Here is a 25,676-nt window from a genome sequence, read left to right as displayed (position 1 = left end):
CGCAGCGAACCCGCGCGCCGGATGCACTAAACTTGCGGGAATTTTGCATCGCCGCACCGGGGCCGCCGCCCGCCTGGCGCGACGATGCGGCGACTCGCGGGCCGGCGCGGGCGCCCGGCGCCCGTGTGCGTCCGGGGCCCGCGCCGGCCGATTTTTCCCGACCCATGACGACCCATACCGATCCCGCCTATCTGCTCGGCGAGCTGCTGAAGAACGTTTCCCGCTCCTTCTACCTGACGCTGCGCGTGCTGCCCGACGGCATGCGCGACCCGGTCGGCCTCGCGTATTTGCTTGCGCGCGCGGCCGACACGATCGCCGACACGGCGCTCGTCGCGGCCGACCGCCGCGCGGCGCTGCTGACCGACCTGCGCGACGACATCGAGCGGCTCGGCGACGGCGCGGCGCTGTCGCGTTCGCTCGACGACGTGACGCGGATGCAGACCGACTCGCACGAACACCTGCTGCTCGGTTCGATGGAGCCGATGCTCGCGTTGCTGCGCGCGCAGCCGGAGGCCGATCGCGCGTCGATCCGCAAGGTCGTCGCGACGCTCACGGCGGGGATGGAATTCGACTTGCGCACGTTTCCGGACGAGCAGTCGGGGCAGGTCGCGTCGCTGCCGACGCGCGACATGCTCGACCGCTACACGTACCTCGTCGCCGGCTGCGTAGGCGAGTTCTGGACCGACATGACGGGGATGCACACGCGCGCCGCGCGCGGCTGGGATCTGCCGGCCATGCGCGAGAAGGGCATCCGTTTCGGCAAGGCGCTGCAGATGACCAATATCCTGCGCGACTGCGCGAAGGACCTGCGCATCGGCCGCTGCTACCTGCCCGACGACGTGCTGGCCGCGCACGGGCTCGTCGTGGCCGACCTGCTCCAGCCCGAGGCTTCGGCACGCGCGCGGGGCGTGCTGGTCGACCTGCTGCGCGTCGCGCTCGACCAGTATCGCGACGCATGCCTGTATACGCTCGCGATCCCGCGCCGTTTCATGCGGCTGCGGCTCGCGTGCCTCTGGCCGATCATGATCGGGCTCGAAACGCTCGAGCTGCTGGCCGGCCACGCGGGGTGGCTCGATCCGGCGACGCCGGCCAAGGTGCCGAGAAAGCGCGTCTACCGGATCATGGCGGCGTCGCTCGCGCTGGTCGGTTCGAACACGGCGATCCGCGCGCGCCTGACCGCGCTCGCCGATGCGGTGTCCGCGCGGCTCGCGCGCCCCGCCACGCAATAGCGAAGATTGCCGGCGCGATACGCGCCGGCATCGCCTCCCGGTCCGCGTTCGCCGGACCGTATCCGTCCGGTTTCCGGCACGCCGACTAAAAACGTTTTCATGATTTCGTGTCTCGAAATGCGGGTGTCATGAACGTCGGCGATCCTGCGCGGCGGCGTGAATCGCAGCGTCAGCTTCGATCCCGCATTTGTAAGACATTTTGTCGCCGAAGGCGTCTGACGACATCGGGCGGTCGCGTTGCACCTGTAAAAATGTAAAGCTAGGGTTTTCACCGGCAAATGCCGGAGGCGCCCGCCGCACAAGCGTTTCGAGGTGTCATGTAACCGTTTGGTGAACCCGCGCGTTGCGTCGATCATACGATGACCGACCGCACATGTTGGGAAACAATCGGTAATCCGTCAGAATCGCGTCGGCATGTACTCGCACATGTGTCGGTCATAAAACCACACCAGAAAAGAAACATTCTTTGAGGACGGAGAATCAATGAAAAAGCGCGTCGCTTTTGCCATGACGGCAGTCGGTCTCGCAGCCGCTACCGCCGCCCACGCCCAGAGCAGCGTGACCCTGTACGGTATCGTCGACAACGGTATCGCCTGGCAGAACAACTCGTCGGCAGTCGGTGCGACCTCGGGTGGTCACTCGAAGGTGCAGATGTCCACCGGCGTGTGGGCAGGCAGCCGCTTCGGCCTGAAGGGCAGCGAAGATCTCGGCGGCGGCACGAAGGCGATTTTCCAGTTGGAAGCCGGCGTCAACACGGCTAACGGCTCGTCGCAGTGGACGGGCGGCATCTTCACGCGTCAGGCATGGGTCGGTATGACGAACCCGACGTACGGTACGCTGACGGCCGGCCGCCAGTACACCGCGTACTACACGCTGCTGTCGCCGTACAGCCCGACGACCTGGCTGACGGGTTACTACGGCGCGCACCCGGGCGATATCGATTCGCTGGATACCAGCTACCGCGCGAACAACTCGCTCGTCTACATGTCGCCGAAGTTCTACGGCTTCACGGTCGGCGGTTCGTACTCGTTCGGCGGCGTCGCAGGCGCGACGAACCGCGGTTCGACGTGGAGCGCGGCGATCCAGTACCTGAACGGCCCGGCAGGCATCGCGGTCGGCTATCAGCGTGTCAACAACTCGACGCTCGGCGGCGGTGTGTGGGGCGCGAACTCGACCGCGCAGAACGGTCTGGACACGAGCGGCAACGGTGCGGAACAGGCCGTCTCGTCGATCAACAACGGCTACAAGTCGGCACAGTCGCAACAACGCGTCGCGGTGACGGCTGGGTACCAGTTCACGCCGTCGTGGGACATTTCGGCGTCGTACTCGAACGTCCAGTACATCCCGGGCGTGGGCTCGTCGTTCCGCAACACGGCGATCTTCAACACGGCTGGCGCCGTGCTGCACTGGAAGGCATCGGCTCAGTGGGACTTCGCCGCAGGCTACTCGTACACGCGTGCGACCGAGTCGAACGGCATCTCGAGCTCGGCCAAGTACCACCAGGTCACGCTGTCGCAGTACTACAGCCTGTCGAAGCGCACGGGCCTGTACGCGGTTGAAGCGTACCAGCACGCGAGCGGCAACACGCTGAACGGCGCGGCGGTCATCGCTGCAACGACGTCCATCGGCGACGGCGTGGGCGCAGGTTCGAAGCAGAACCAGATCGGCGTCGGCGTCGGCCTGATCCACCGCTTCTGATGTCGCGCGGCGCGCGAGCGCCGCTCACGGCATGCGGTATGAAAAACCGGCCTTCGGGCCGGTTTTTTCGTTTACGTCGCGAGCCGATGCACGATGCGTCGCGTCGAATCACGGATCGATCGGCGACTTCAGCGGCTGATGCTCGCCCGTCAACCCGAACACGACGAGTTGCGCGGGTTCGGTCGCGCTCGCGTTGCGCGACACCTGATGGCGCGAGCCGGGCGGCTCGTACCAGCCTTCGCCGGCGCGATAGCGGCGCAGCGGGCCGCCGTTCACCTGCGACAGCACTTCGCCTTTCGACACGACGGCGAACACCGAACCGAGATGCCGATGCGCTTCGGACGCCTGACCGGGCGCATAGTCGACCGTCGCGACGACGACGCGCTTGGCCGGCGCTTCGGGCACGGCCTGCTGCATGATCGCGTGCACGCTGTCGCCGGCGTCGTGCGCGTGGGCGGCGGCCGGCAGCGCCGCGGCGAGCGCGAGCCCGACGCACAGCGCGACGCGATGGAGTGTGGAGCGGATCATCGTCGCCGCCTTACTCGGGCATCTTGCGGAACGCGATCGCGAGGCGGTTCCACGCGTTGATCGTCGCGATCAGCATCGACAGGTCGACCAGCTCCTCGTCGGTGAAGTGCGGCTTCACGGCTTCCCAGACGGCGTCGGGCACATGGTTGCTGGCCACCAGCGTCAACGCCTCGGTCCATTCCAGCGCCGCGCGTTCGCGCTCGGTGAAGAACGGCGTTTCGCGCCACGTGACGACCGTCGCGAGACGGCGGTCGGTTTCGCCGCCTTTGCGCGCGTCGGTCGTGTGCATGTCGACGCAGAACGCGCAGCCGTTGATTTGCGACGCGCGCAGGCGGACGAGTTCGGCGAGCGGCTTCTCGATCGAACTCTTCGCGAGGAATTCCTCGGCGTTGCGCATCACCTTGATCGCATTCGGGCTGGCGGCATAGAAGTTCAGGCGCGGTTGCATGGCGGGTCCTTTTCGGTTGGGTAGCGCCGGGGTGGCGCGACAGGACCCACTTTAAGCGTCGTAATGGCCTGCTTGAATAACCAATTTCATGGAAATTCAGGTAGCCAGTGGCGGCCCGCCCGCGATGCCGGCATCCAGCAAGCCGGCCAGCTTCGCGAGCGCGGTGTCGATGCGCAGCGCGTCGATCCCGCCATAGCCGAACAGCAGGCCCGCGCGCACCGGCACGCCCACGTGGAACGCGGAAATCCCGTACAGGCCGATGTCCCGCGCGTGCGCCGCGCGGACCAGCGCCGCTTCGTCGAGCCCCGGTTTCAGGTGCGCGGCCAGATGGATGCCGGCGCTCGGCACGATCGCGTCGAACCACGGCGCGAGTTCGCCGCGCAGGTGCGCGATCAGCATCTTGCGACGCGCGTCGTAGTGCTTCTGCACGCGCTTGAGGTGCCGCGCGAAATCGCCTTCGAGCATGAAGCGCGCGAGCGCCGCCTGCGTCAGCGTGCACGTGTGCCAGTCGACGATCTGCTTCGCCTTGGCCAGCGCGCCGCGCAGCGCGCGCGGCGCAATCGCGTAGCCGATCCGCAGCTCGGGAAAGATCGTCTTCGAGAACGTGCCGACGTACGCGACGAGGCCCGTGCGGTCGAGGCTCTTCAGTGATTCGACCGGCCGGCCCTCGAAGCGGAATTCGCCGTCGTAGTCGTCCTCGATGATCACCGCGCGGCGGCGCTGCGCCCATTCGAGCAGCGCGACGCGGCGATCGAGCGTCATCGGCATGCCGAGCGGGAACTGGTGCGACGGCGTCACGTAGACGAGCCGCACGTCGTCGGGCAGCCGTTCCGTGACGAGGCCCTGCGCGTCGACCGGCACGCCGATCACCGTCGCGCCGAGCGACGTGAATGCGGCGCGCGCGGGCGGATAGCCGGGATCCTCGACCGCGACGACGTCGCCCGGTCGGACGACGACGCGCGCGAGCAGGTCGAGCGCCTGTTGCGCGCCTTGCGTGACGAGCACGTCGTCCCAGCTGCATGCGACCGCACGGCTGAATCCGACGTAGCGCGCGATCGCGCCGCGCAATTGTGGATCGCCGGCCGGGTCGTGGTATTGGCCGGGGCCGCGCGCCTGCTGGCGCAGCGCGTGATGCAGGCAGCGCCGCCACGCGTCGAACGGGAACAGCGTCTTGTCGGTCACGCCGCCGCGAAAGTCGAAGCCGGGCGAGTCCTGCGGCGCGGGCATCGCGAGCGCGTCGGGCAGGTCGTTCCACACCGCACGCGCATCGACCGCGTCGATGCGCGGCATCTCGTCGACGATCGACGGCGCCGACGCGGCCGCGGCATGCGGCACGCGCGCCAGGCCGCCGGCGACGAACGTGCCGTCGCCCGCGCGCGTCGTCAGGTAGCCCTCGGCGACGAGGCGCTCGAACGCGTCGAGCGTCGTCTTGCGCGACACGCCGAGCTGTTTCGCGAGGTCGCGCGTCGACGGCAGCCGCGCGCCGCCTTCGAGACGCCCGTCGACGATCGCCGTGCGCAGTTGCCGGAAGATTTGCCCCGTCAGGTCGTGACGGCCTTCGATGCGGATCGCGATGTCCATCGCAGTGGTTACCTCGATTCCCTGGGATTTTGCGTCGATCAGCATACCGGAAGTCGACCGTGCCGGCGGCGGTTCGGGGCTCGCAGCCGCCATCACGCGATTGGACCGCTGTGCGCGGCTGCCTTACGATCCACGACAAACCTCACCGTGGAGCGACCTCATGCTGTCCGAAGACGAACTGGCGCTGCTCGACGCGATCCGCGCCACCGGCAGCCTGTCGCGTGCCGCCGCGCGGCTCGGCAAGGCGCCGTCGACGGTGTCGCACGCGGCGCGCCAGCTCGAAACGCGCTTCGACGCGTTGCTGTTCGACCGCCGCGGCTACCGGCTGCAGCTCACGCCGGCCGGGCAATTGCTGGCCGACGAGGCGGCGCGGCTGGCGCTCGACGTCGCCCGGCTGACGCAGCGCGTGCGGCAGGTCGCGAGCGGCTGGGAGGACCGGCTGTGGATCGTCAGCGACGAGGTGCTGGAGTTCGATACGCTCCTGCCGGTCGTCCGCGCGTTCGATGCGCTCGATTCGGGCGTATCGCTGCGCTTCACGCACGAGGTGCTCGGCGGGACCTGGGAAGCGTTGCGCGACGGCCGCGCGGATCTCGTCGTCGGCGCGACCAACGAGCCGCCGGCGATTCCGGGCCTCAAGTGGTTCGAACTCGGCGCGATGGAATGGGTGTTCGCGGTATCGCCGCGCCATCCGCTGGCGGCCGCGAGCGGGGCGCTGACGCGCGACGCGATCGGTGCGCACCGATCGGTCGTCGTCGCCGATTCGTCGCGGCGCGCGGCCGGTCGCGCGTATGGGCTGCTCGGCGGCCAGGCCGTGCTCGCGGTGCCGTCGATGCGCGCGAAGATCCTCGCGCAGCGCGATGCGCTCGGCGTCGGCTGGGTGCCGCGCCGGCGGGTCGCGTCGCTGCTGGCGCGCGGCGAACTGGTCGAGAAACCGACGGCCGACCCGCGCGAGCCGAATCTGCTGTACGTCGCGTGGCACGACGACCGAGACGGTCGCGCGCTGCAATGGTGGCTGGAGCAATTGCGCGAGCCGCGGCTCGCACGGCGGCTGCTCGACGGGATCGACGTGCTCGGCTGAACGCGCCCGCACCAACATGTTCGACGTTTTCGAACATGTTCGTCGCGTCGGTCGTATGGCAACGCCGCGCGCCGCGCGCATCCTGTGTTCACGGTCAACTCACCGGTTCACAGGAGAACATCATGCAACGCTTCGAAGGAAAGACGGTCCTCGTCACGGGCGGCAGCAGCGGCATCGGCCTGGCGGCCGCCCACGCATTCGCGGCCGAAGGCGCGCGGGTCATCATCACCGGCCGCGACGCCGAAACGCTGGAAGCCGCCCGTCAAACGCTCGGCGAAAGCGCGCTCGCGATTCGCAACGAAGCCGGCAGCGTCGCGTCGGCCCGCGCGCGGGCCGACGCGATCGCCGCAGCCGGCGCGCGGCTCGACGCCGTGTTCGTCAACGCGGGCGTCGCGAAACTCGCGCCGTTCGCCGACAGCGACGAAGCGATGTGGGATCTCGTGTTCAACACCAACGTGAAGGGCGCGTATTTCCAGATCCAGTCGCTCGTACCGCTGCTGAATCGCGGCGCATCGATCGTGATCAACGGCTCGATCAATGCGCACATCGGGATGCCCGGCTCGTCGGTGTACGCGGCGAGCAAGGCGGCCGTCAATTCGTTCGCGAAGACGCTGTCGACGGAACTGCTGCCGCACGGCGTGCGCGTGAACGTGGTGAGCCCGGGGCCCGTGCAGACGCCGCTGTACGGCAAGCTCGGGCTCGATGCGGCGACGTTCGACGAAACGGCCGACAAGATCAAGGGTCTCGTGCCGATCGGCCGGTTCGGCACGCCGGACGAAATCGCGTCGACGGTGCTGCACCTCAGTGCGCCGGAATCCGCGTTCATCGTCGGCGCGGAAATCATCGCGTCGGGCGGGATGGGGTTGCTCTACGGGGCGAGGCGGGCGGGGTGCGTAACCGGCCCGTGCGCTGCCGGGCGAGCGGCCCTCGTCACCCGCACCTACCGGGGCGTACACGCGCCACGCGTATCGTCGCCGGTTCCCAGCTGCGTCACGGTCAGTCCCGAAAACGTCGCACGGCCCTGCTCGGCAAACACGGCCACGCGATCGGCTTCGAGCGGCGGAAAGATCAGGTCCGTGAGCGCGACGCGGCCGCCGTTCGCGAACACTTCGACCGAGCCGCGATCGACGACGATTTCGAGCCGCAGTTTTCCCTGTTCGAGCGGCAGATCGACGATGTGTTCGCGGCTGAACGTGCCGGCGAAATTCGCGTCGCCGGATCGCGAGCGGTCGAGCGTCAGCGTGCGTTTCGCGGTGTCGTACACGATCCGGGTGCCGATCGACCCGTCGGCCGAACGCCGCACGATCAGCCCGGCGCGCGCGGCACGCCGCGGCGAGAGCGTCACTGTGATGCGCTGGACGATGCCGCGTGTGGCGGCCGACAGCGGGCGGGTAGCGGAATCCACCGTGACGTCGCCTTCATGCACGGCCGGCCGGCCGTCGGCCCAGGCGTCGAACGCGGCGGCGGGCGCGACGATGAGCGTCGGCTCGCCGTCGATCGCCTTCAGCGACAATTCGCGCGGCAGCGTGGTCGCGCCGCGCCACGGGGCGGTCGGCACCTTTGCCGCGTAATCCCAGTTGCTCATCCAGGCGATCGCGACCGGGCGGGCGCCGGGTGCATCGGAGAACGTGCCGGCCGCATAGAAGTCGGCACCGTGATCGACCCACCGGAATTGCGCGGGATCGGAGCCGGCGGGCGCGACGCGGTCGGGCGTAAACGTGCGGCCGTCGAAATCGCCGACGAAATACATCGCGCCGGAGCCGCCGGCGATCGACCACGGATTCACGTTGACGATCATGACCCACTTGATTCGCTTCGGATCGCCGTCGAGCGGCAGCGGTATGAGGTCCGGCATTTCCCACAGCGCGCCCGCATGCGGCACGTGGGGCAGCGTGAAGTCGCTCAGGAACGACCAGTGGATCAGGTCGTCGGAACGATAGAGCTTCACGACGTGCGCATCGGCGACGACCGTCGTCATCAACCAGTAGCCTCCCGCCGCATACCACGACACTTTCGGGTCGCGAAATTGCTTCGATTCCGGATCGAGCGTCAGCACCGGGTTGTGCGCATACGGCTGCCAGGTCGTGCCCTGATCGAGGCTGTACGCGAGCGACTGCGCCTGTACGCCGGGCGCGTGCCCCGAGCCGGGCTTGTAGACGCTCGTATAGAGCGCGACGAGCGGCGTGTGGCCCGGTGTGCCGAGGCCGGACGTATTCAGCGTATCGGCGACGATCGAGCCGGAGAAGATTTCCTCGGTGGCGTTCGCGCGCATCGCGACCGGCTGCTCGCGCCAGTGGACGAGATCGGTGCTGGTCGCATGGCCCCACGACATGTTGCCCCAGTCGTTGCCGAGCGGGTTGTATTGATAGAACAGGTGATAGCGGCCGTTCGCGTAGACGAGCCCGTTCGGATCGTTCATCCAGTTGCGCTGCGGCGTGTAATGGAGGGCCGGCCGCCATTGCGGCGTGCCGTGTTCGGCGGGCGTCGGGCAGGGCGCGGCGGCGGCCTGCGTGCAGGCCATGCAAACGAGCAGCAGCCGGACGATGCGGGCGGAAAAACGGAAAGACGTCGATTTCATGCGGTGCCGGAGGCGCTTCGTCGGACGAAGCGGGAAAGGAGGGCGCCGGCCGCCTGCAGCGACGGCATGCGCGCCGGTCGAAAGAAACGTCGAAAGAAAAAAGCGGAGGCGTGCACGCGGCACGCGCGATACGCGCCTCCTGAACCTCGTGCCTTTACCGACGATCGTTAGTGTTGGTTATTGCCCTGACCGTTGCCGTCGTTGTGGCCGGCCCCCGTCGCAGGCAGGTTCGCCGGGATGTCGCCGTAGCCGCCGAGGCCGCCGCGTCCATACGCGCGGTCGACCGTCGTCGACGTGCCGTTGATGTTCACCTTCACCGTCGGCGCGAGCGTGCCGCCGCGGCGCGGGCCGATCGCATCGATGAACGACTCGACGAGCCCGCCCGGCATCACGTAGTGCGAATACGACTGGAATTCGCGCGGGTTCTGGTTCGGGTCCTGCGCATACGGCGCGCCGGCCGGCGCGGAGAAGTCGGTCGGGTTGCCGAGCACGAGGCCGCTGCCGCCGTTCAGCGGCAGGTAATCGCTGCGGATGCCGTTGCCGACGAAGCCGTACACGCCGTCCGGGCCGTCGACGCCGGCCGCCATCGTCGTGCGGTGGCTGATCGTGAACAGGTAGTACTTGCCGTCCTTCAGGTAGATCTGCGGGCGCTCGGTCTGGTCGTCGACGCAGTTCGCCGACAGGATCGGCGGCAGGAACTTCCACGCGGTCAGTTGCGGGTTCGTTGCGACCGCCAAGCCGACGTTGGCCTTTTGATACACTGCGCCCGAATTCATCACCGCGTTGAGATCTTCGCGGTTCGGATCGTTCGGCGCATAGCCGAGATCGGCCTCGGTGCAGGTGCGTGCGCCGCGCGGGCCGCCGGTGTTGCCTTCGAACACCATGTAGGTCTTGCCCGGATGCGCGGGGTCGGTGAACACGAACGGATCGCGGAACGAGAAGTAGGTGTTCTGCTGGCCGGTCTGGTAGTAGTTGCCGTCCGGCTGCAGCAGCGCCTTGTGATCGTCGAAGCCGGTGAACCACACGTGCTTGTCGTCGGCGTGGATGTGGCCGTCGGCGCGCGTGATGATCGCCTGCGGCGGCGTGATGTCGGCGCCGCCCGGGGCCGAGCGGTTGAACGACGTCGCGGTGTAGTAGAGGCTGACGTTGCTGCCGTTCGTGAGGCGCGCGGAGCCCGACCATTCGGCGTTGTTGGTCATCGGCGCGGTGCCGAACACCCGGGCGCTCGCGCCGTCCGGGAACAGGTGGCCGCCCCAGGTCCAGCCGCCGTTCGCGGGGCGCTGCGACGCGGGGACGCCGGCGCGGCGATAGAAGAAGCCGATGCGGGCGTGAACGTGACGGTCGTCGAACGTGTAGCCCGCGTGCGGATCGGCGGTGAGCGAGAAGATCACCTCCCAGCCCTTGTAGCTGAGCTGGTTCGCGCGCAGGTCGGCCAGCGACCACGTGTCCCACACCCACACGTTCGAGTTGATCAGCGGGAAATCCTGCGGGATGTCCGGCATCGTCAGCGCTTGCGGCAGCGAGTTCTTGTCGGCGCCGGCGGTGTGCGATTGCGCGACGATCTGGCGGATGTCCGCGCGCGTCCAGCGCATCGTGAAGTTGCCTTCGGGGTCGTAGGCTTGCTGCGTATGAGGCGTGGGCACGGGCGCGCCCGTGCCGCCGGACTGCGCGTGCGCGACGGACGCGAAGGCGGCGAGTGCGCCGCCAGCGAGCAGCAGACGTTTGGTCGCGACCGGGCGGAAAAGGGGAAAGTATGTCATCTCGTCGTTGTTTCCTGGCAAGGTGAAAGTGAACGGCTGAGTGGGCATCGATGTCCAAACCGGTTTGGATGCTATTTCAAACCGGTTTGGAACGCAAAAGATATTTATTTGACGGTAATCGTTACCAACTGGAAACAATTACCCGGTCGGCGCGTCCCGGACGTCGGACGGCCGGGCGGATCGGCGAATGCGAGGAATGACGGTGAAGGTGAATCTGAAGGCGCTGTCGGATGCGCTGGGTCTGTCGCGGACGACGGTCAGCCGCGCGTTGAACGGTTACGACGACGTCAGCGAGGCGACGCGCGAGCGCGTGGCGAAGGCCGCGCGGGAAATGGGCTACGTGGCCGATCCGACCGCGCGCCGGCTGGCGACCGGCCGGGCCGACATGATCGGCATCGTCTATCCGTTCGGCGCCGGCGATCTCGGCGATCCGCGGTTCGGCGAGGTCGTCGCGGGCATCACCGAGCGGCTCGCCGAGCGCAATCTCGACTTCATCATCGCGTCGGCGCGACCGAACGCGGAACTGGACACCTATCGGCGGATCGTCGACGGCAAGCTCGTCGACGGGCTGATCGTCGCGCGCACGCAGGTCGACGATCCGCGTATCGCGTATCTTCATGCGAGCGCGTTTCCGTATGTCGCGTACGGTCGCACGCAGGCGGCCGGCTCGTATGCGTGGTTCGATTTCGACAACGAGGCGGGCGCGCGCGATGCTGTGCGCCGGCTGATCGGCTTCGGGCATCGGCGCATCGCGATGATCAGCGCGCCGCTGACGCTGACTTTCGCCGCGCAGCGGCGCGCCGGTTATCTGGAGGCATTGCGCGAAGCCGGTATCGAGGCCGATCCGGCGCTGCTCGTCGAATGTCCGTTTACGCACGACGGCGGCCAGCAGGCGGCGCGGGCGTTGCTCGCGCGGGCCGAGCCGCCGACCGCGCTGCTGGTCGACAACAACCTCGCGGGCGGCGGCGCGTTTCGCGCGCTGGTCGACAGCGGCCTGCGCCTGGGGGCCGATATGTCGTTGATCGTCTATGACGGTGTGCCGCCCGATATCGCGCACCCGTATCGTGTCACGGCGGTCGTGCAGCCGACCGGGCACGCATCGGGCCGCGTGCTGGCGGAACTGATGCTGCGTCTGCTCGACGACGGCGTGCGCGAGCACCGGCTCGAAGCGCCTGCAATCGACGCGGGTGACACGGACGGGCCGTTGCGCGGGTAGCGGGCGGTAGCCGGCGCGGCGGCGGAGGCACGCCGGCCGGCAAAGTGACGACGCCCGTTACCGAACTGTGCCTCCGTCGCAAAGGCCATGACACCGGCAAGGGCGAATACGCGTTCCTCTAGACGACCGGTCTAATCGAGGATATGATCCATCCTTCTGAATGCGGCGACGTCTCCGGCAGCTTCATGTAGCGGGACGCCGTCGTTTTATTTCGGCCGCTTCTAGACGACTGGTCTAATAGGCATATATCGCATGGGGATGAATGAATCGCACGTTGTCGCGCGTGGGCGGACTAACCGACAGGCGCGCCGCGTCGACGTGCGGCCCCGTTCCCCCGTTCATTTTCGAAGGAGTGTCCGATCATGAAGATTCTGGTTGTCCTGACCTCGCACGACACGCTCGGCGACACCGGCAAGAAAACCGGCTTCTGGCTCGAGGAACTGGCCGCGCCGTACTACACGTTCAAGGATGCGGGCATCGAGCTGACGCTCGCGTCGCCGAAGGGCGGCCAGCCGCCGCTCGACCCGAAGAGCAGTGACCCGACGGCCCAGACCGACGCGACGCGCCGCTTCGACGCGGATGCGGCGGCCAAGGCCGAACTCGCGTCGACGCGCAAGCTGGCCGACGTGTCGGCGGAGGACTACGACGCGGTGTTCTACCCGGGCGGCCACGGCCCGCTGTGGGATCTCGCCGAGGATCTGCATTCGATCGCCCTGATCGAGCGCACGCTGGCGGCCGGCAAGCCGGTCGCGGCGGTCTGTCACGCGCCGGGCGTGCTGCGCCACGTGAAGAACCCGCAGACCGGCGAGTCGGTCGTGCGCGGCAAGCGCGCGACGGGCTTCACCAACAGCGAGGAAGCGGCGGTCGAGTTGACCGAGGTCGTGCCGTTCCTCGTCGAGGACATGCTGAAGACCAACGGCGCCGAATTCGAGCGCAGCGCCGACTGGGCGCCGCATGTCGTCACCGACGGGCTGCTGATCACCGGGCAGAACCCCGCGTCGTCGGCGCCCGCGGCCGAGGCGCTGCTCGCGAAGCTCGGCCACCGCTGAACATGGCGCCGGCTGCGTCCGGCGCCTCGTCCTTGCCGTCGCCGGACGCAGCCGGCCCGCCGACGGCCCGCACCGTTGCGCCGTGCGCACCGCACGGCGCATTCCCCCGTTTTGCAGAACCCAGCAAAGGAGTCGTGGATGTCTGCCCTGTTCGAACCGTTCAAACTCAAGGATGTCACGCTGCGCAACCGTATCGCGGTGCCGCCGATGTGCCAGTACGTCGCCGAAGACGGCGTCGTCAACGACTGGCATCACGTGCATCTGGCCGGCATCGCGCGCGGCGGCGCGGGCCTCGTGATCGCGGAGGCGACGGCCGTGTCGCCGGAAGGCCGCATCACGCCGGGCTGCGCGGGGTTGTGGAACGACACGCAGGCCGAGGCGTTCGCGCCGTCGGTCGCGGCGATCAAGGCGGCCGGCGCGGTGCCCGGCATCCAGATCGCGCACGCGGGCCGCAAGGCGAGCGCGAACCGCCCGTGGGAAGGCGACGACCATATCGCCGAAGGCGATCCGCGCGGCTGGCAGACCATCGCGCCTTCGGCCGTGCCGTTCGGTGCGCACCTGCCGAAGGTGCCGCGCGAAATGACGCACGACGACATCGCGCGCGTGCAGGCCGACTTCGTCGCTTCCGCGCAGCGGGCGCGCGACCTCGGCTTCGAATGGCTGGAACTGCACTTCGCGCATGGCTATCTCGGCCAGAGCTTCTTCTCCGTGCATTCGAACCAGCGCACCGACGAATACGGCGGTTCGGCCGACAACCGCGGCCGCTTCCTCGTCGACACGCTCGCGGCCGTTCGCAAGGTCTGGCCCGAGCATCTGCCGCTGACCGCGCGCCTGGGCGTGATCGAATACGACGGCCGCGACGAAGAGACGCTCGCCGAGTCGATCGCGCTCACGCAGCGGATGAAGCGGGAAGGGCTCGACATGCTGAGCGTGTCGGTCGGCTTCTCGACGCCCGACGCGCAGATTCCGTGGGGCCCGGCGTTCCTCGCGCCGATCGCCGAGCGCGTGCGCCGCGAGGCCGGCTTGCCGGTGTCGTCCGCGTGGGGAATCGATACGCCGCAACTGGCGAACCGCGTGGTGGAGAAAGAGCAGCTCGATCTGGTGATGGTCGGCCGCGCGCACCTGGCCGACCCGCACTGGCCGTACTACGCGGCCAAGCAGCTCGGCGTCGAGCGTCCGTCGTGGACGCTGCCCGCGCCGTATGCGCACTGGCTCGAGCGCTATCGGATCGCCGACAAGGTGGCCTGAGCGGCGCGCGTCGACACGGCGCCGGGTGGCCCGCGCTTCGATCGCGCGAGCCGCCGATCCGGCGCCGATGGATAGAATGGCGGTTCGTCCAGGCCCGTTGCCTGGACGAACCGCCATTTTTTCATTTCGACAGAGGTGCCATGGGCGCACATGTCCCGTCGTCTTCCGATTCCGCCGCGCGGCCGCGCGCGCAGCAGGTCGCCCGCATCGCGCTGTATGCGGCGCTGCTGGTGCTCGCGCTGTGGGTGATCCGCGACTTCATTCCCGCCATCGCATGGGCGTGCGTGATCGCCATCGCGATGTGGCCGCTGCTGAAATGCTTCGAATCGCACCGGCTGTTCCGCAATCGGCCGACGCTGATCGCGACCGTCATCACGGCGGCGATCTCGCTGCTCGTCGTGCTGCCGGTGGCGGTCGCGACGACCCAGGCGTTCGCGCAGGCGCACGACCTGCGCGAGTGGCTGCACACGATCCAGGACAACGGCATCCCGTTGCCGGACGTGATCAACCGGTTGCCGTACGGCGCGGCGCAGATCACCGAATGGTGGCAGGCCAATCTCGGCCATCCGCTGCATGCGGCCACCGCGATGCACGGCGTCAACGGCGAGAAATTCATCGCGTTCGGCCGGCAATTCGGCACGAAGCTCGCGCATGTGCTGCTCGAATTCGGTTTCATGCTCGTCACGCTGTTCGTGATCCTGCGCGCGGGCCACAAGCTGTCGGGTGCGTTGCTGCAGGGCGCGCGGCGCGCGTTCGGGCGTAACGGCGCGGAATTGATCGAGCGCATGGTCGCGGCCGTGTACGGCACGGTGACGGGGCTCGTCGTCGTCGGGCTCGGCGAGGGCGCGCTGCTCGGTATCGCCTACGCGCTCGCGGGCGTGCCGCACGCGGCGCTGCTCGGGCTCGTCACGGCGGTCGCCGCGATGCTGCCGTTCTGCGCGCCGGTCGTGTTCTGCGGCGCGGCGCTCTGGTTGTTCGTGCAGGGGGCGACCATGTGGGCCGTCGTGGTCGCGGCGCTCGGGTTCATCGTCGTGTTCATCGCCGAGCATTTCGTGCGGCCGGTGCTGATCGGCGGTTCGACACGGTTGCCGTTCCTGCTCGTGTTGTTCGGCATCCTCGGCGGCGCCGAGACGTTCGGCCTGATCGGGCTGTTCGTCGGCCCCGCGCTGATGACGGTGCTGACGATGCTGTGGGCCGAATGGATCGCGTGACGGCGGAGGCCGTTGCATCGGTTCGACGCAACGGCACGGCAATGCGGTTGCGCGCGCAAGCATGGGCCGGCTGCAACGATCGCTGACGATTCGACCGGCGCGCACGCCCGCAAACGCGGGGATTCGGATAAAGATCTCTACATTTCTTTTCGATCCGGACCCAAAGGTCGAGTAGCATGGGGTTTTCGATCACGCCGGTATGGCGCAGCAGATTTCCCGAGCATGCGATTGATTCCGATGGCCCGTCCCGCAGCGACGCTGTCCCTGGCCGCCAGTTGCCTGATGTTGCACGGCTGTGCGTGGTTCGACTCGTGGTTGCCGTTCTCGTATTCGCGCACGCCGCTGGCACGGGCCGCGTCGCGGCACGGCGCGACGCGCGCCGACGTCGTCCGCGCCGCCGGCAACCCGCGCAGCGTCTGGATGGTCCGCAACGGCAGCGGCGTCTGCTACAACTACTTCATCGAGCACGGCAACGATCACCGGGCGTACTTCGTCGTGTTCGACAAGGCCGGCGTCGTCATGCAGTCCGGCTTCGATACCTGCATGGACGCCGATCGCAAGGGCACGCTTCAGCCTGGCAAGCGCGCGTCGCGATAGCGCGGCGGCCACGCGCCGCGCGGGCGGGTCATATGGCCGTCACGGCCGTCACGCTATCGTGTCGACCACGCCGCCGTCGACGCGCAACGCCGCACCGGTCGTGGCCGATGCCTGCGGCGAGCACACGTACACGACCATGTTCGCGACTTCCTCCGTCGTCGCCGGCCGCTGGATGATCGAACTCGCACGTTCGCTGCGCACGAACTCCACGGCGATGTCGTCGATGCTGCGGCCCGTTTCGTCGGCCTGCGCCTTCAGCATCTCGCGCACGCCTTCGGACATCGTCGGGCCCGGCAGCACCGAATTGACGGTCACGTGGGTGCCGGCCGCGAGCTTCGCGAGGCCGCGCGCGATCGACAACTGCGCGGTTTTCGTGAACCCGTAATGAATCATGTCGACGGGGATGTTCAGGCCCGATTCCGACGAAATGAACACGATGCGCCCGGCATTGCGTTCGATCATCCCTTTCAGGTAATGCCGCGCGAGCCGCACGCCGGACATCACGTTGATCTGGAAAAAATGCTCCCATTCGGCGTCGTCGATGTCGAAGAACGCCTTCAGGCCGTAAATGCCCGCGTTGTTGACGAGAATGTCGGCGTTCGGCGTGTGCTGCGTGACGCGCGCGACGCCGGCCGCGTCGGACAGGTCGGCGGCGACGCCGTCGAAGCTTGCACCGGGCACGGCGTCGCGCAATTTCCCGAGCGCGGACTGCACCGACGCATCGCTGCGGCCGTTGACGACGACGTGCGCGCCGGCGCGCGCGAGCCCTTCGGCGATCGCGAACCCGATGCCGGCGGTGGAAGCGGTAACGACCGCGGTCTTGCCTTTCAGATCGATCTGCATGAGCGTACCGGTTGGAAGAGGAAAGGGAACCCGCCGCGTTTGCCGCGGCGGCCGAATTCAAAGCTTAGGCGATCCAGCCGCCGGGCGTCGGCTCGCTGTTGCGCGGCGCCGCCCAGTCTTGTACGGTGAGCGTTCGCCGTTCGAACCTGGAGCCCGCCGCGTGACCCGTACCGCCAACCGATCCGCCGTACCGTCGCCGTTCTGGCGCGATGGCGCGCTGCCGTTCATCGAGGCGCGCACCGTCGACGACGGGCGCGCGATCTGCTACGCGAAGCATACGCACGACACGTTTTCGGTGGGCGCGATCGTCGGCGGGACGAGCACGTACGTGAACGGCGCGACGCACGCTCACGTCGGGCGCGGCGTGCTCGTGATCATCGATCCGGAGCAGGTGCACGCATGCAATCCGTACGGCCCCGATGCGTGGGCGTACCGGATGGTCTATGTCGACGTGCCTTGGCTCGCGCGGCTGCAGCATTCGCTGGGCCGCGATCCGAACCGCGATTTTCACGGGTTTTCGCCGAAGTTGACCGAGCGCGGCGATCTGTTCGCGCAATTTGGTAGCTTCTACCGCACGCTCGTGTCGCCCGGCCTCGATGCGCTCGGCAAGGAGAGCGCGGCGGTCGAATTCTTCACAGCGCTGCACGGCGCGCTCGATCGCGAACCGCTCGCCCCGCGGCCGGGCGACGACAACGCGAAGCTCGCGCGCGCGGCCGACTACATCGCCGCCCATTGCCGCGAGGCCGTCACGCTCGATGCGATCTGCGCGGCGGCCGACCTGTCGCCGTCGTACCTGATCCGCGCGTTCAATGCGCGTTACGGGATGACGCCGCATGCGTTCCTGATCGATCGGCGCGTGCAATACGGCCGCACCGAGTTGCGCCGCGGCCGGCCGATCGCCGAAGTCGCGCTCGACGCCGGCTTTGCGGACCAGGCGCATTTCCAGCGCGCGTTCCGGCGAATCGCAGCCGCGACGCCGGGGCAGTACCGCAGCGCGATGCGCTGAACGCGACGGCGGCTACACGTCGAGCAGAAACAGCGCGCTGCCCGCGAGCAGCAGCGCCATCAACCGGTTGAACACGCGCATGCGCCGCGCGTTCGCGAGCCGGTGCCGCAGCGATGCGCCCGCATAGCCCCAGCAGGCGATCGACGCGAAGCAGATCACCAGATACAGCGCGGCGAACTGCCAGACCTGCGCGCGGTCGCCGTCGGATGCATACGCGCCCATCGCGGCCACGCACGCGAGCCACGCCTTCGGATTGAGCCACTGCATCGCCGCGCCGGCCGCCGCCGACGGGCCGGCCACGTCCGGATCGGCCGACAGCCGGCCGTCGTCGAGCGCGAGCCGCAGCGCCATGTAGAGCAGGAACGCGATCCCCGACCACTGCGTGGCCGTCGTCAGCACGGGCCAGCGGGCGAGCGCCGCGTGCAGGCCGAGGCCGATCAGCAGGAACAGCGCGACGAAGCCGAGCGTCGCGCCGGCCGCGTAGCGCAGGCTCGCGCCGAGGCCGTGGCGCGCGCCCGCGCTGAGCGCGACGATGTTGACGGGGCCGGGGGTGATCGACGAGGCCAGCGCGAACGCGGCCATCGAAACCAGCATGCTCATCAGGTGTCTCCATGCGACATGTTGAAAGTCGCATCGAGACTACGGGCGTTGCGTCGGCCCGTATTGAAGAAAACTGCCCTTGGCGGCGCGGCCGCGATTCACGTCACGCTGAACCGGGCGCAACGCTCGCGGGTCGACCGAAAGCGACAGGGCGCAGGCGTGGCGGCCGAAGCCATCGAGTGTCGCTTCACGAACGGGCGGGCGTCGCAAGTGCGTCGAACGCGTCGGCTTCCGGAAGCTGGCGCCACGACTCCGGCCCTGCGTCGATTTCTTCGACCGTCAGCAGGCATGCATCGAGTTCGCGACGCAACCGGCCGTGATCGATCGACTGCCCGATGAACACGATCTCCTGTCGGCAATCGCCTGCCGGCTCTTCCCATTGTTTCAGCACGCCCTCGCGACGGTAGTCGTCTTGCGGCCACTCCGACGGCGGCGTAAACCGCCACCATCGGCCAACGTAGCCCCACTGGAACGTGTCGCCGGCCTGCACGAGCAGGGCGGTTTCGGCGTATCGGTGCGCGGCCCACACATATCCCTTGCAGCGCAGCAGTCGGCCGTTGGTCCAGGGGCGGCGCAGCCACGCGAGCAGGCGCGCCGGATGAAACGGCGCACGTTCGCGATAGACCCACGACGCGATCCCGTACGCATCCGATTCCGACGGGCGTTCGTCGGCCTGCATGCGTTGCATCCATCCCGGCGATTCGACGAGCGCCGGAAGATCGAAGCGCCGCGTATCGAGGACGTCCGACGGATCGACCTTGCCGTGCTGCATTGGCAGGATTCGCGCCGATGGATTCAGTGACGCCAGAATTGCGCGCAGCCGCTCGAAACCCGCGTGGCCGATCCGGTCGAGTCGGCTCACGAGAATCACGTTCGCATATTCGACTTGTTCGATCAGCAGGTCTGACAGCTTGCGCGGCGGATCGGGATCGCTGCCATTCGCGAGCGGGGCGTCGCGCGTGACCGGTTCGGCCGACGCGATCATGTCCTCGAACGTCTCGCCGTTGACCACCGTGACGAGCGTGTCCAGCCGCGCGAGCTCGCTGAGGCTGAAACCATCCCGGTCGAGAAACGCGAACGTCTCCGCGACCGGCATCGGCTCCGAGATACCCGTCGACTCGATCAGCAGATAATCGAAGCGATGCTGCCGCGCAAGCGTGCTGATCTGCTCGAGCAGATCGGCGCGCAGCGTGCAGCAGATGCAACCGTTGGTCATTTCGACCAGTTCGTCCTCGCCTCGATGCAGCTCGACGTTGCGTCGCACATCGTCGGCGTCGACGTTGACTTCGCTCATGTCGTTGACGATCACGGCGACCTTCAGGCCGGCGCGATTGCGCAGGATATGGTTCAGCAACGTCGTCTTCCCGGCGCCGAGGAAGCCGGACAGCACGGTGACCGGAATCCTCGGCGGCGGAGCGGCCGGCACGTGTCGAATGGCCGGCGTCGTCATGCGCTCTGCCCGGACGCGCGATCCAGGTAGCCTTCGAACAGGTCGACCACGACATAGCCGTCGTCGGCGGCGTCGCCCCACAGATCCTTCACGCGGAACTCGACGTGATAGGTCGGCTGATGCGCGGCGCCGGTGTCGCCGTGGCCGATCGCGTCCGGGAATGGCCACGATTCGGTCGTCCGGTGCAGCACGACGCCTGTCTTGCCGCGAACGTAGCCCGGCGCGCGGATGTGTCCGCTGACGTATTCGTCGCGAACGACGACGCGATCGCCGACCTCGAACCGCGTCGAGTCGAGCGGGGCCGCCCGGCCGCCGGATCGCGGCGGGTTCGCGAGCCGGAAAGGCGCACCGAGCGCGCGGTCGAGTTCGTCCTGCGTGAGCACGCCGGTTTCGACGAGCAGTGTCGCGGTCGCGATCACGTAGCGCTCGTAGTAGCGCGTGCCGACGTGCTGGCGCACGTCGATGCGTTCGACCGCGTGACGCACCTCGTCGACGCTGAATTTTTTCAGTTGATCCACCCCGACGAACATCAGGCTGTACGCGAGATGCTCCCAGTCTTCCTTGAAGACCGGTTTGTAGCCGAGGCTGTTGATCGTATGCGGCACCGGGCCGAAACCCTGGAATCCGCCGAGGTCGTGAAAGCCGTCCATATGTGATCTCCGAGAGGAAGGTCGAAAGCGAAACGTGGGGACGCGTCAGTGCGCGCGCGGCAGCGCGACGCCGATCAGCACGTCCTTCGTGACGAGCGTGCGCAGTTGTTCCTCGGTCATGTGCTCGGTGCCGGCCGGCCGCACGGGCAGCACGAGATAGCGGCTTTCGGCGGTGGTGTCCCAAACCTTCACGACGACGTCGTCGGGCAGGTCGGTGCCGAGCTCGCGCAGCACCGTGCGCCCTTCGCGGACGAGCCGCGCACGATATTCGAAGCCCTTGTACCACTCGGGCGGCAACCCGAGCACCGGCCAGTTCGTGCATGAGCACAGGCTGCAGACGATCACGTTCTTCAGCGTCGGCGTGTCTTCGAGCGCGACGATGTATTCGCCCTGCGGGCCGGTGTAGCCGAATTGCGCGCATGCGGCCGTGCCGTCCTTCAGCAGAAGTTCGCGAAACGCGGGGTCGACCCACGCACGCGCGACGATGCGCGCGCCGTTGGCCGGATCCCAGGTCGTGGACATCAGCTCGGTCAGATTGTCGATATAGCCGTCGGGAATCAGGTTCTTCTCTTTCATCACGCGAAACAGCGCCCAGGCGCGTTCGCCGGGCGTCGAGGCGGTTTTCTCGGAAGGCGTCGTATTCATCGTGGGGCTCCTTGTCGTGGTTCGGGGCGACCGCCGCCACGGCGTGGCGGCTGCCGTGGCGGGGGATGGCGCGTCGTGTCGGTCACGCTCGACGAGCAGGGTAAGAAGAGAAAAAACGCGGTTCTTTGCCGGCACGGATCGGAAACTATGCCGAGACGGCCCCATTGCACGGCAGGCGCCGACGCGCACCGGATGCGCGGCGATTCGCGGCATCGGCAGGGCGTCCGGCATGAAACGGCGGCAGCCCGCGCCCGTCTTGCGACCGCTGCCGGGCACTGGCCGCGGAGGTCCGCCACAGCCAATTTCTTGTTCCGCCGGAAAACAGAAATGCGGATTTTGCCTTTCTATTCTCATCCTCAAGCGACGGCCGTTCGATGTCGCGAATCGTCGGCGCTCCCTCGAGTACCGGCGGAATAACAGTCAGCCAGCACCCCGCGATTCCACCGTCCGGCAACGATCCCCGTTCGTCGTGCGTCGAGCGTGGCGGTGTCTGCGCATCCAGGTGAGGAGCATGATGGACAACGTCAACAGAATGAAACTGAAGCGCGTCGCGCGGTGGATCGGCCTGTCGCTGATGGTCGTCGCATCGCATTACGCTGGCGCGGTCGAGGTCGATCCCGGCGACTACGAGCAGTATCCGGTGGGCGCGACGATCGGCGTGCTGTACTACAACTATTCGGCGACGAACGCGTACTACGCGAATGGCCACCGGACGTCGGATTTCGACCTGCAGTCCAATGTCGGCATCGCCCGCCTGCTGCACGTGTTCCAGCTCACCGACAGGCTCACGATCGATCCGCAGGTGCTGCTGCCGTTCGGTCACATCAGCAGTTTCGGCAACGCAGGCACGCTTGGCAGTACGAACGGCGTCGGCGACGTGATCCTGACCGCGCCGTTGAAATTCCGCCTGAACGAAGCGAAGGACGTCGTCGCCGCGACGGTCTACGTTTATGCGCCGACCGGGAGTTACGACCGGAACCGCGGCCTCAATCTCGGCGCCAACCGCTGGTCGCTCGATTTCCAGGCAGCCTACGTCAAGCACTTTTCGCCGCAATGGGCCCTCGATCTCGTCGGCGACGCGATCTGGTACGGCAACAACACGTCGTACGGCGCGAGCGGTGCGACGCTGCATCAGCGGATGAGCTACAGCGCCCAGGCGATGGTGCGTTACATGCCCGATCCGGGCACGTCGCTCGGGGTCGGCATCACCCAGCTCTGGGGCGGAGAAACGCGCGTCGACGGCGCGGACAACAACGACGCGTTGCGCACGACGCGCCTGCGGCTCACCGCGGCGAAGTTCGTGACGAAGGCCGACCAGGTGCAAATCCAGCTCGGCACCGACCTGAGCGTGCGCAACGGCCCGAAGAACAGCGTGCTCGCCGGCCTGCGTTACGCGCACATCTTCTGACGACACGCATGCGCCGGGCTATGGCCGGTGCATGTCGCTCCGTGTCCCTCACGTCGAACCCTCGACATCCGATTCCCTTTCCAGAGAGATCACGCATGGAATCCGCCATCGACAAACACCTGATGTGCCCGCGGACGCTGTCGCGCCGCGTCGCCGACGATTACCAGCCGCCGTTCCCGATGTACGTCGCCCGGGCCGCCGAAGACCTGAGCCAGGTCGTGATGGGCTATTTCGGCGTCCAGTATCGCGGCGCCGACAAGCGCGCGGCGGCACTGGCCGCGTTGCGCCGGATCGTCGCCGATTTCGGTGCGCAGGACGGCCCGAACAATTTCGACCTGACGCAACACACCGACGACCAGGGCTACGAGAACCTGATTGCCGTCGGCTACTGGCGCGATCCGGCCGCGTATGCGCGCTGGATCGCGTCGCCGGCGCTCGTCGAATGGTGGGCCTCCGACGCACGCCTCGCGGACGGGATCGGCTACTTCCGGGAAATCGTCGCGCCGCGCGCCGAGCAGTTCGAGACGCTTTACGCATTTACGAGCGATTTCCCCGGCGTCGGCGCGATCATGGACGGCGTCAGCGGCGAGATCGAGGAGCACGGCTACTGGGGATCGATGCGCGACCGGTTCCCGATCTCGCAGACGGACTGGATGGCCGCGGACGGCGAGTTGCGCATCGTCGACGGCGATCCGGCTCGCGGCGGCCGTGTCGTCGTACTGGCGCACGACAACATCGCGCTGATTCGCTCCGGTCAGGACTGGCGCGCGGCGGAGAGCGACGAGCGCCGGCTGTATCTCGAGGAGATCGAGCCGACGCTGCGCAGCGGAATGGAGTTCCTGCGCGACAACGGCAAGGACGTCGGCTGCTACAGCAATCGCTACGTGCGCTCGATCGATCTGGACGGCAACGAGCTCGACGAGAGCTACAACATCGGCCACTGGCGCTCGCTCGACCGCCTCGAGCGGTGGGCCGAATCCCATCCGACGCACCTGCGGATCTTCGTCACGTTCTTCCGCGTCGTCACCGGGCTGTCGAAACTGCGGCTGTATCACGAGGTTTCCGTCTTCGACGCAAAGCATCAGGTCTACGAATACGTGAACTGCCATCCGCGCACCGGGCTGATGCGCGACGCCGTCGCCGTCGCGCGATGAATCCGGCCGGCGCCGCCCAGGCTGGCGCCGCCGCTTACCGAACTGGAGAACGTCGATGGCCATCAAACGCCCGACCCGCGAACAACTGTCCGACATTGCAGCCGGTTTCGGCTTTCATGTCGATGCCCGCCAGCTCGCCGACTACGACGATGCGCTGCAGGCCAACTTCGACGCGTACGACATGATCGACGCGCTGCCCGACCCTCTGCCCGTCGTCGCGTATCCGCGCACGCCCGGCTATCGCCCGGAAGGCGACGAGAACCGTTACGGCGCATGGGCGCGCAAGAGCACGATCCACGGCGCCGCCGACGGCAAGCTGCGCGGCAAGACGGTGGCCGTGAAAGACAACATCTGCGTCGCCGGTGTGCCGATGCGCAATGGCGCGAGCACGTTCGAGGGCTACGTGCCCGATATCGATGCGACCGTCGTCACGCGGGTGCTCGACGCCGGCGCGACGATCGCCGGCAAGGCGACCTGCGAGTACTACTGCTTTTCCGGCGGCTCGCACACGAGCGCGTCGGGGCCGGTGCACAATCCGCGCAAGGCCGGATATTCGTCGGGCGGCTCGTCGTCCGGTAGCGGCGCGCTGGTCGCGAGCGGCGAGGTCGACATGGCGCTCGGCGGCGATCAGGGCGGCTCGGTGAGAATCCCGTCCGCCTATTGCGGCATCTACGGGATGAAGCCGACGCACGGGCTCGTGCCGTACACCGGCGCGATGCCGATCGAGGCGACCGTCGATCATCTCGGGCCGATGACGGGCAGCGTGCTCGACAACGCGCTGCTGCTCGACGTCATCGCGGGCGACGACGGGCTCGATCCGCGTCAACGGATGTTGCCGCCGCGCGCCGATTATCTCGGCGCGATTCGCGACGGCATCGCGGGCCTGCGGATCGGCGTGCTGCGCGAGGCGTTCGGGCTCGCGAATTCGGAGAAAGTGGTCGACGAGGCCGTGCGGGTCGCCGCGCTCCGGTTGCGCAAGCTGGGCGCGAGCGTCGACGAAGTGTCGGTGCCGCTGCATGCGGCCGGCACCGCGATCTGGCTGCCGATCGCGGCCGAGGGGGCGACGCAGCAGATGATGAAGGGCAACAGCCACGGCTTCAACTGGGGCGGCCTGTACGTGACCGGCATGATCGATCATCACGCGGGCTGGCGCGAGCGCGCCGACGAGTTGCCGGATACCGTGAAGGTGACGATGCTGCTCGGCGAATATTTCACGAGCCGGTATCGCGGGCGCTATTACGCGAAGTGCCAGAACCTCGCGCGACGCTTGCGATCGGCGTATGACACGGCGCTGCAATCGTATGACGTATTGCTGATGCCGACCGTCCCGATACGCGCGTCGGAACTGCCGAAGCCCGGCTGTGCGATGTCCGAATCGCTGACGCGTGCTTTCGAGATGCTCGCGAATACCGCGCCGTTCGACGTGTCCGGGCATCCGGCCATGTCGCTGCCGTGCGGGGTCGCCGACGACCTGCCGATCGGGCTGCAACTGGTCGGGCGCCGCTTCGACGAGGCGACGATCTACCGCTGCGCCTATGCGTATGAACAGTCTTCCGACTGGCGTCAGGCGACGTTCGCATGACATGCCCGGCGCGGCCGCGTATCGCCGCCGCGCCACCTGTGGGTCCGACCGGCGACGCGGCTCGCACGGTTGCCGATTGGACAAGGCGCTTTTGAACGGGCACGCTACCGGCTGCGT

At 67.7% G+C, this 25,676-nt stretch carries 22 protein-coding genes and 1 pseudogene; 13 read left to right on the top strand and 10 right to left on the bottom strand.

The window, feature by feature from the left end:
- Positions 1-164 precede the first annotated feature (164 nt).
- Both AC3IFE_RS09000 and AC3IFE_RS08995 read left to right on the top strand, forming a co-directional pair.
- Positions 165-1,229, top strand: coding sequence for a squalene/phytoene synthase family protein (locus AC3IFE_RS09000; RefSeq protein ID WP_489190284.1), 1,065 nt, complete (start codon positions 165-167; stop codon positions 1,227-1,229).
- Between the two features lie 483 nt (positions 1,230-1,712).
- Positions 1,713-2,927 (top strand): porin, encoded by a 1,215-nt coding sequence (locus AC3IFE_RS08995; protein WP_089469697.1) that lies wholly within the window; start codon positions 1,713-1,715, stop codon positions 2,925-2,927.
- Positions 2,928-3,035: 108 nt separating this feature from the next.
- Here the strand turns inward: AC3IFE_RS08995 and AC3IFE_RS08990 are convergent, their stop codons facing one another.
- From AC3IFE_RS08990 to pdxR, 3 genes are all read right to left on the bottom strand, one after another.
- Positions 3,036-3,455: a cupin domain-containing protein gene (locus AC3IFE_RS08990; protein ID WP_489190283.1), complete on the bottom strand. Its 420-nt coding sequence runs from the start codon at positions 3,453-3,455 to the stop codon at positions 3,036-3,038.
- 10 nt (positions 3,456-3,465) lie between these two features.
- Positions 3,466-3,903 carry a carboxymuconolactone decarboxylase family protein gene (locus AC3IFE_RS08985; RefSeq protein WP_089469699.1) on the bottom strand — a complete coding sequence of 146 codons (438 nt, stop codon included), beginning with the start codon at positions 3,901-3,903 and terminating at the stop codon, positions 3,466-3,468.
- A gap of 96 nt (positions 3,904-3,999) precedes the next feature.
- On the bottom strand, positions 4,000-5,484 hold the full coding sequence (gene pdxR / locus AC3IFE_RS08980; protein WP_489190360.1) for a MocR-like pyridoxine biosynthesis transcription factor PdxR: 1,485 nt from the start codon (positions 5,482-5,484) through the stop codon (positions 4,000-4,002).
- Between the two features lie 160 nt (positions 5,485-5,644).
- Between pdxR and AC3IFE_RS08975 the strand changes: the two genes are divergently transcribed.
- A complete protein-coding gene (locus tag AC3IFE_RS08975; RefSeq protein ID WP_489190282.1) occupies positions 5,645-6,562 on the top strand; it encodes a LysR family transcriptional regulator in 918 nt (305 codons plus the stop codon).
- Between the two features lie 122 nt (positions 6,563-6,684).
- A pseudogene (locus AC3IFE_RS08970) lies at positions 6,685-7,431 on the top strand (SDR family oxidoreductase); the annotation flags it as partial.
- A gap of 71 nt (positions 7,432-7,502) precedes the next feature.
- Here the strand turns inward: AC3IFE_RS08970 and AC3IFE_RS08965 are convergent.
- Positions 7,503-9,140, bottom strand: coding sequence for a glycoside hydrolase family 32 protein (locus AC3IFE_RS08965; RefSeq protein WP_489190281.1), 1,638 nt, complete (start codon positions 9,138-9,140; stop codon positions 7,503-7,505).
- 167 nt (positions 9,141-9,307) lie between these two features.
- Entirely contained in the window at positions 9,308-10,900 is a 1,593-nt protein-coding gene (locus AC3IFE_RS08960; RefSeq protein ID WP_489190280.1) for a glycoside hydrolase family 68 protein, read from the bottom strand.
- Between the two features lie 187 nt (positions 10,901-11,087).
- Between AC3IFE_RS08960 and AC3IFE_RS08955 the strand changes: the two genes are divergently transcribed.
- The 5 genes from AC3IFE_RS08955 to AC3IFE_RS08935 all read left to right on the top strand — a co-directional run bounded on the left by AC3IFE_RS08955 (position 11,088) and on the right by AC3IFE_RS08935 (position 16,221).
- Entirely contained in the window at positions 11,088-12,116 is a 1,029-nt protein-coding gene (locus AC3IFE_RS08955) for a substrate-binding domain-containing protein (protein ID WP_489190279.1), read from the top strand.
- Between the two features lie 362 nt (positions 12,117-12,478).
- Complete coding sequence (locus AC3IFE_RS08950) at positions 12,479-13,165, top strand: type 1 glutamine amidotransferase domain-containing protein (protein ID WP_489190277.1); 687 nt, start codon at positions 12,479-12,481, stop codon at positions 13,163-13,165.
- Positions 13,166-13,303: 138 nt separating this feature from the next.
- Positions 13,304-14,413 (top strand): NADH:flavin oxidoreductase/NADH oxidase, encoded by a 1,110-nt coding sequence (locus tag AC3IFE_RS08945; protein WP_489190275.1) that lies wholly within the window; start codon positions 13,304-13,306, stop codon positions 14,411-14,413.
- A gap of 140 nt (positions 14,414-14,553) precedes the next feature.
- Complete coding sequence (locus AC3IFE_RS08940; RefSeq protein ID WP_089469707.1) at positions 14,554-15,624, top strand: AI-2E family transporter; 1,071 nt, start codon at positions 14,554-14,556, stop codon at positions 15,622-15,624.
- 222 nt (positions 15,625-15,846) lie between these two features.
- Positions 15,847-16,221 carry a hypothetical protein gene (locus AC3IFE_RS08935; protein WP_489190274.1) on the top strand — a complete coding sequence of 125 codons (375 nt, stop codon included), beginning with the start codon at positions 15,847-15,849 and terminating at the stop codon, positions 16,219-16,221.
- Positions 16,222-16,269: 48 nt separating this feature from the next.
- On the opposite strand, the gene AC3IFE_RS08930 is transcribed toward AC3IFE_RS08935, so the two are convergent.
- Positions 16,270-17,064: an SDR family NAD(P)-dependent oxidoreductase gene (locus tag AC3IFE_RS08930; RefSeq protein ID WP_089469709.1), complete on the bottom strand. Its 795-nt coding sequence runs from the start codon at positions 17,062-17,064 to the stop codon at positions 16,270-16,272.
- A gap of 160 nt (positions 17,065-17,224) precedes the next feature.
- On the opposite strand from AC3IFE_RS08930, the gene AC3IFE_RS08925 reads away from it, so the two are divergent.
- Positions 17,225-18,070 carry a helix-turn-helix domain-containing protein gene (locus AC3IFE_RS08925; RefSeq protein WP_301737872.1) on the top strand — a complete coding sequence of 282 codons (846 nt, stop codon included), beginning with the start codon at positions 17,225-17,227 and terminating at the stop codon, positions 18,068-18,070.
- Between the two features lie 12 nt (positions 18,071-18,082).
- Here AC3IFE_RS08925 and AC3IFE_RS08920 read toward each other — a convergent pair whose 3' ends face one another.
- The 4 genes from AC3IFE_RS08920 to nthA form a co-directional block, all read right to left on the bottom strand.
- Positions 18,083-18,670: a LysE family translocator gene (locus AC3IFE_RS08920; RefSeq protein ID WP_126366428.1), complete on the bottom strand. Its 588-nt coding sequence runs from the start codon at positions 18,668-18,670 to the stop codon at positions 18,083-18,085.
- Between the two features lie 187 nt (positions 18,671-18,857).
- Entirely contained in the window at positions 18,858-20,120 is a 1,263-nt protein-coding gene (locus AC3IFE_RS08915) for a GTP-binding protein (protein ID WP_489190272.1), read from the bottom strand.
- Positions 20,117-20,770 carry a nitrile hydratase subunit beta gene (gene nthB / locus AC3IFE_RS08910; RefSeq protein ID WP_089469713.1) on the bottom strand — a complete coding sequence of 218 codons (654 nt, stop codon included), beginning with the start codon at positions 20,768-20,770 and terminating at the stop codon, positions 20,117-20,119. The genes AC3IFE_RS08915 and nthB overlap by 4 nt, the downstream gene beginning before the upstream one ends.
- A 45-nt stretch (positions 20,771-20,815) precedes the next feature.
- Positions 20,816-21,415 (bottom strand): nitrile hydratase subunit alpha, encoded by a 600-nt coding sequence (gene nthA / locus AC3IFE_RS08905; protein ID WP_089469714.1) that lies wholly within the window; start codon positions 21,413-21,415, stop codon positions 20,816-20,818.
- A 511-nt stretch (positions 21,416-21,926) separates the two neighbouring features.
- Between nthA and AC3IFE_RS08900 the strand changes: the two genes are divergently transcribed.
- The 3 genes from AC3IFE_RS08900 to AC3IFE_RS08890 all read left to right on the top strand — a co-directional run bounded on the left by AC3IFE_RS08900 (position 21,927) and on the right by AC3IFE_RS08890 (position 25,559).
- The gene (locus AC3IFE_RS08900) at positions 21,927-22,823 is read left to right on the top strand and encodes a transporter (protein ID WP_489190271.1); all 897 of its coding nucleotides are present in this window, start codon (positions 21,927-21,929) and stop codon (positions 22,821-22,823) included.
- Between the two features lie 95 nt (positions 22,824-22,918).
- A complete protein-coding gene (oxdA, locus tag AC3IFE_RS08895; protein WP_089469716.1) occupies positions 22,919-23,977 on the top strand; it encodes an aliphatic aldoxime dehydratase in 1,059 nt (352 codons plus the stop codon).
- A gap of 55 nt (positions 23,978-24,032) precedes the next feature.
- Positions 24,033-25,559, top strand: a complete 1,527-nt coding sequence (locus AC3IFE_RS08890; protein ID WP_089469717.1) for an amidase — start codon at positions 24,033-24,035, stop codon at positions 25,557-25,559.
- Positions 25,560-25,676 lie beyond the last annotated feature (117 nt).

It is taken from the genome of Burkholderia sp. APQ4-4ca (assembly GCF_057837105.1).
The sequence above is the reverse complement of the archived record's forward strand: the minus strand, read 5'-3'. Positions and strand labels throughout refer to the sequence as shown.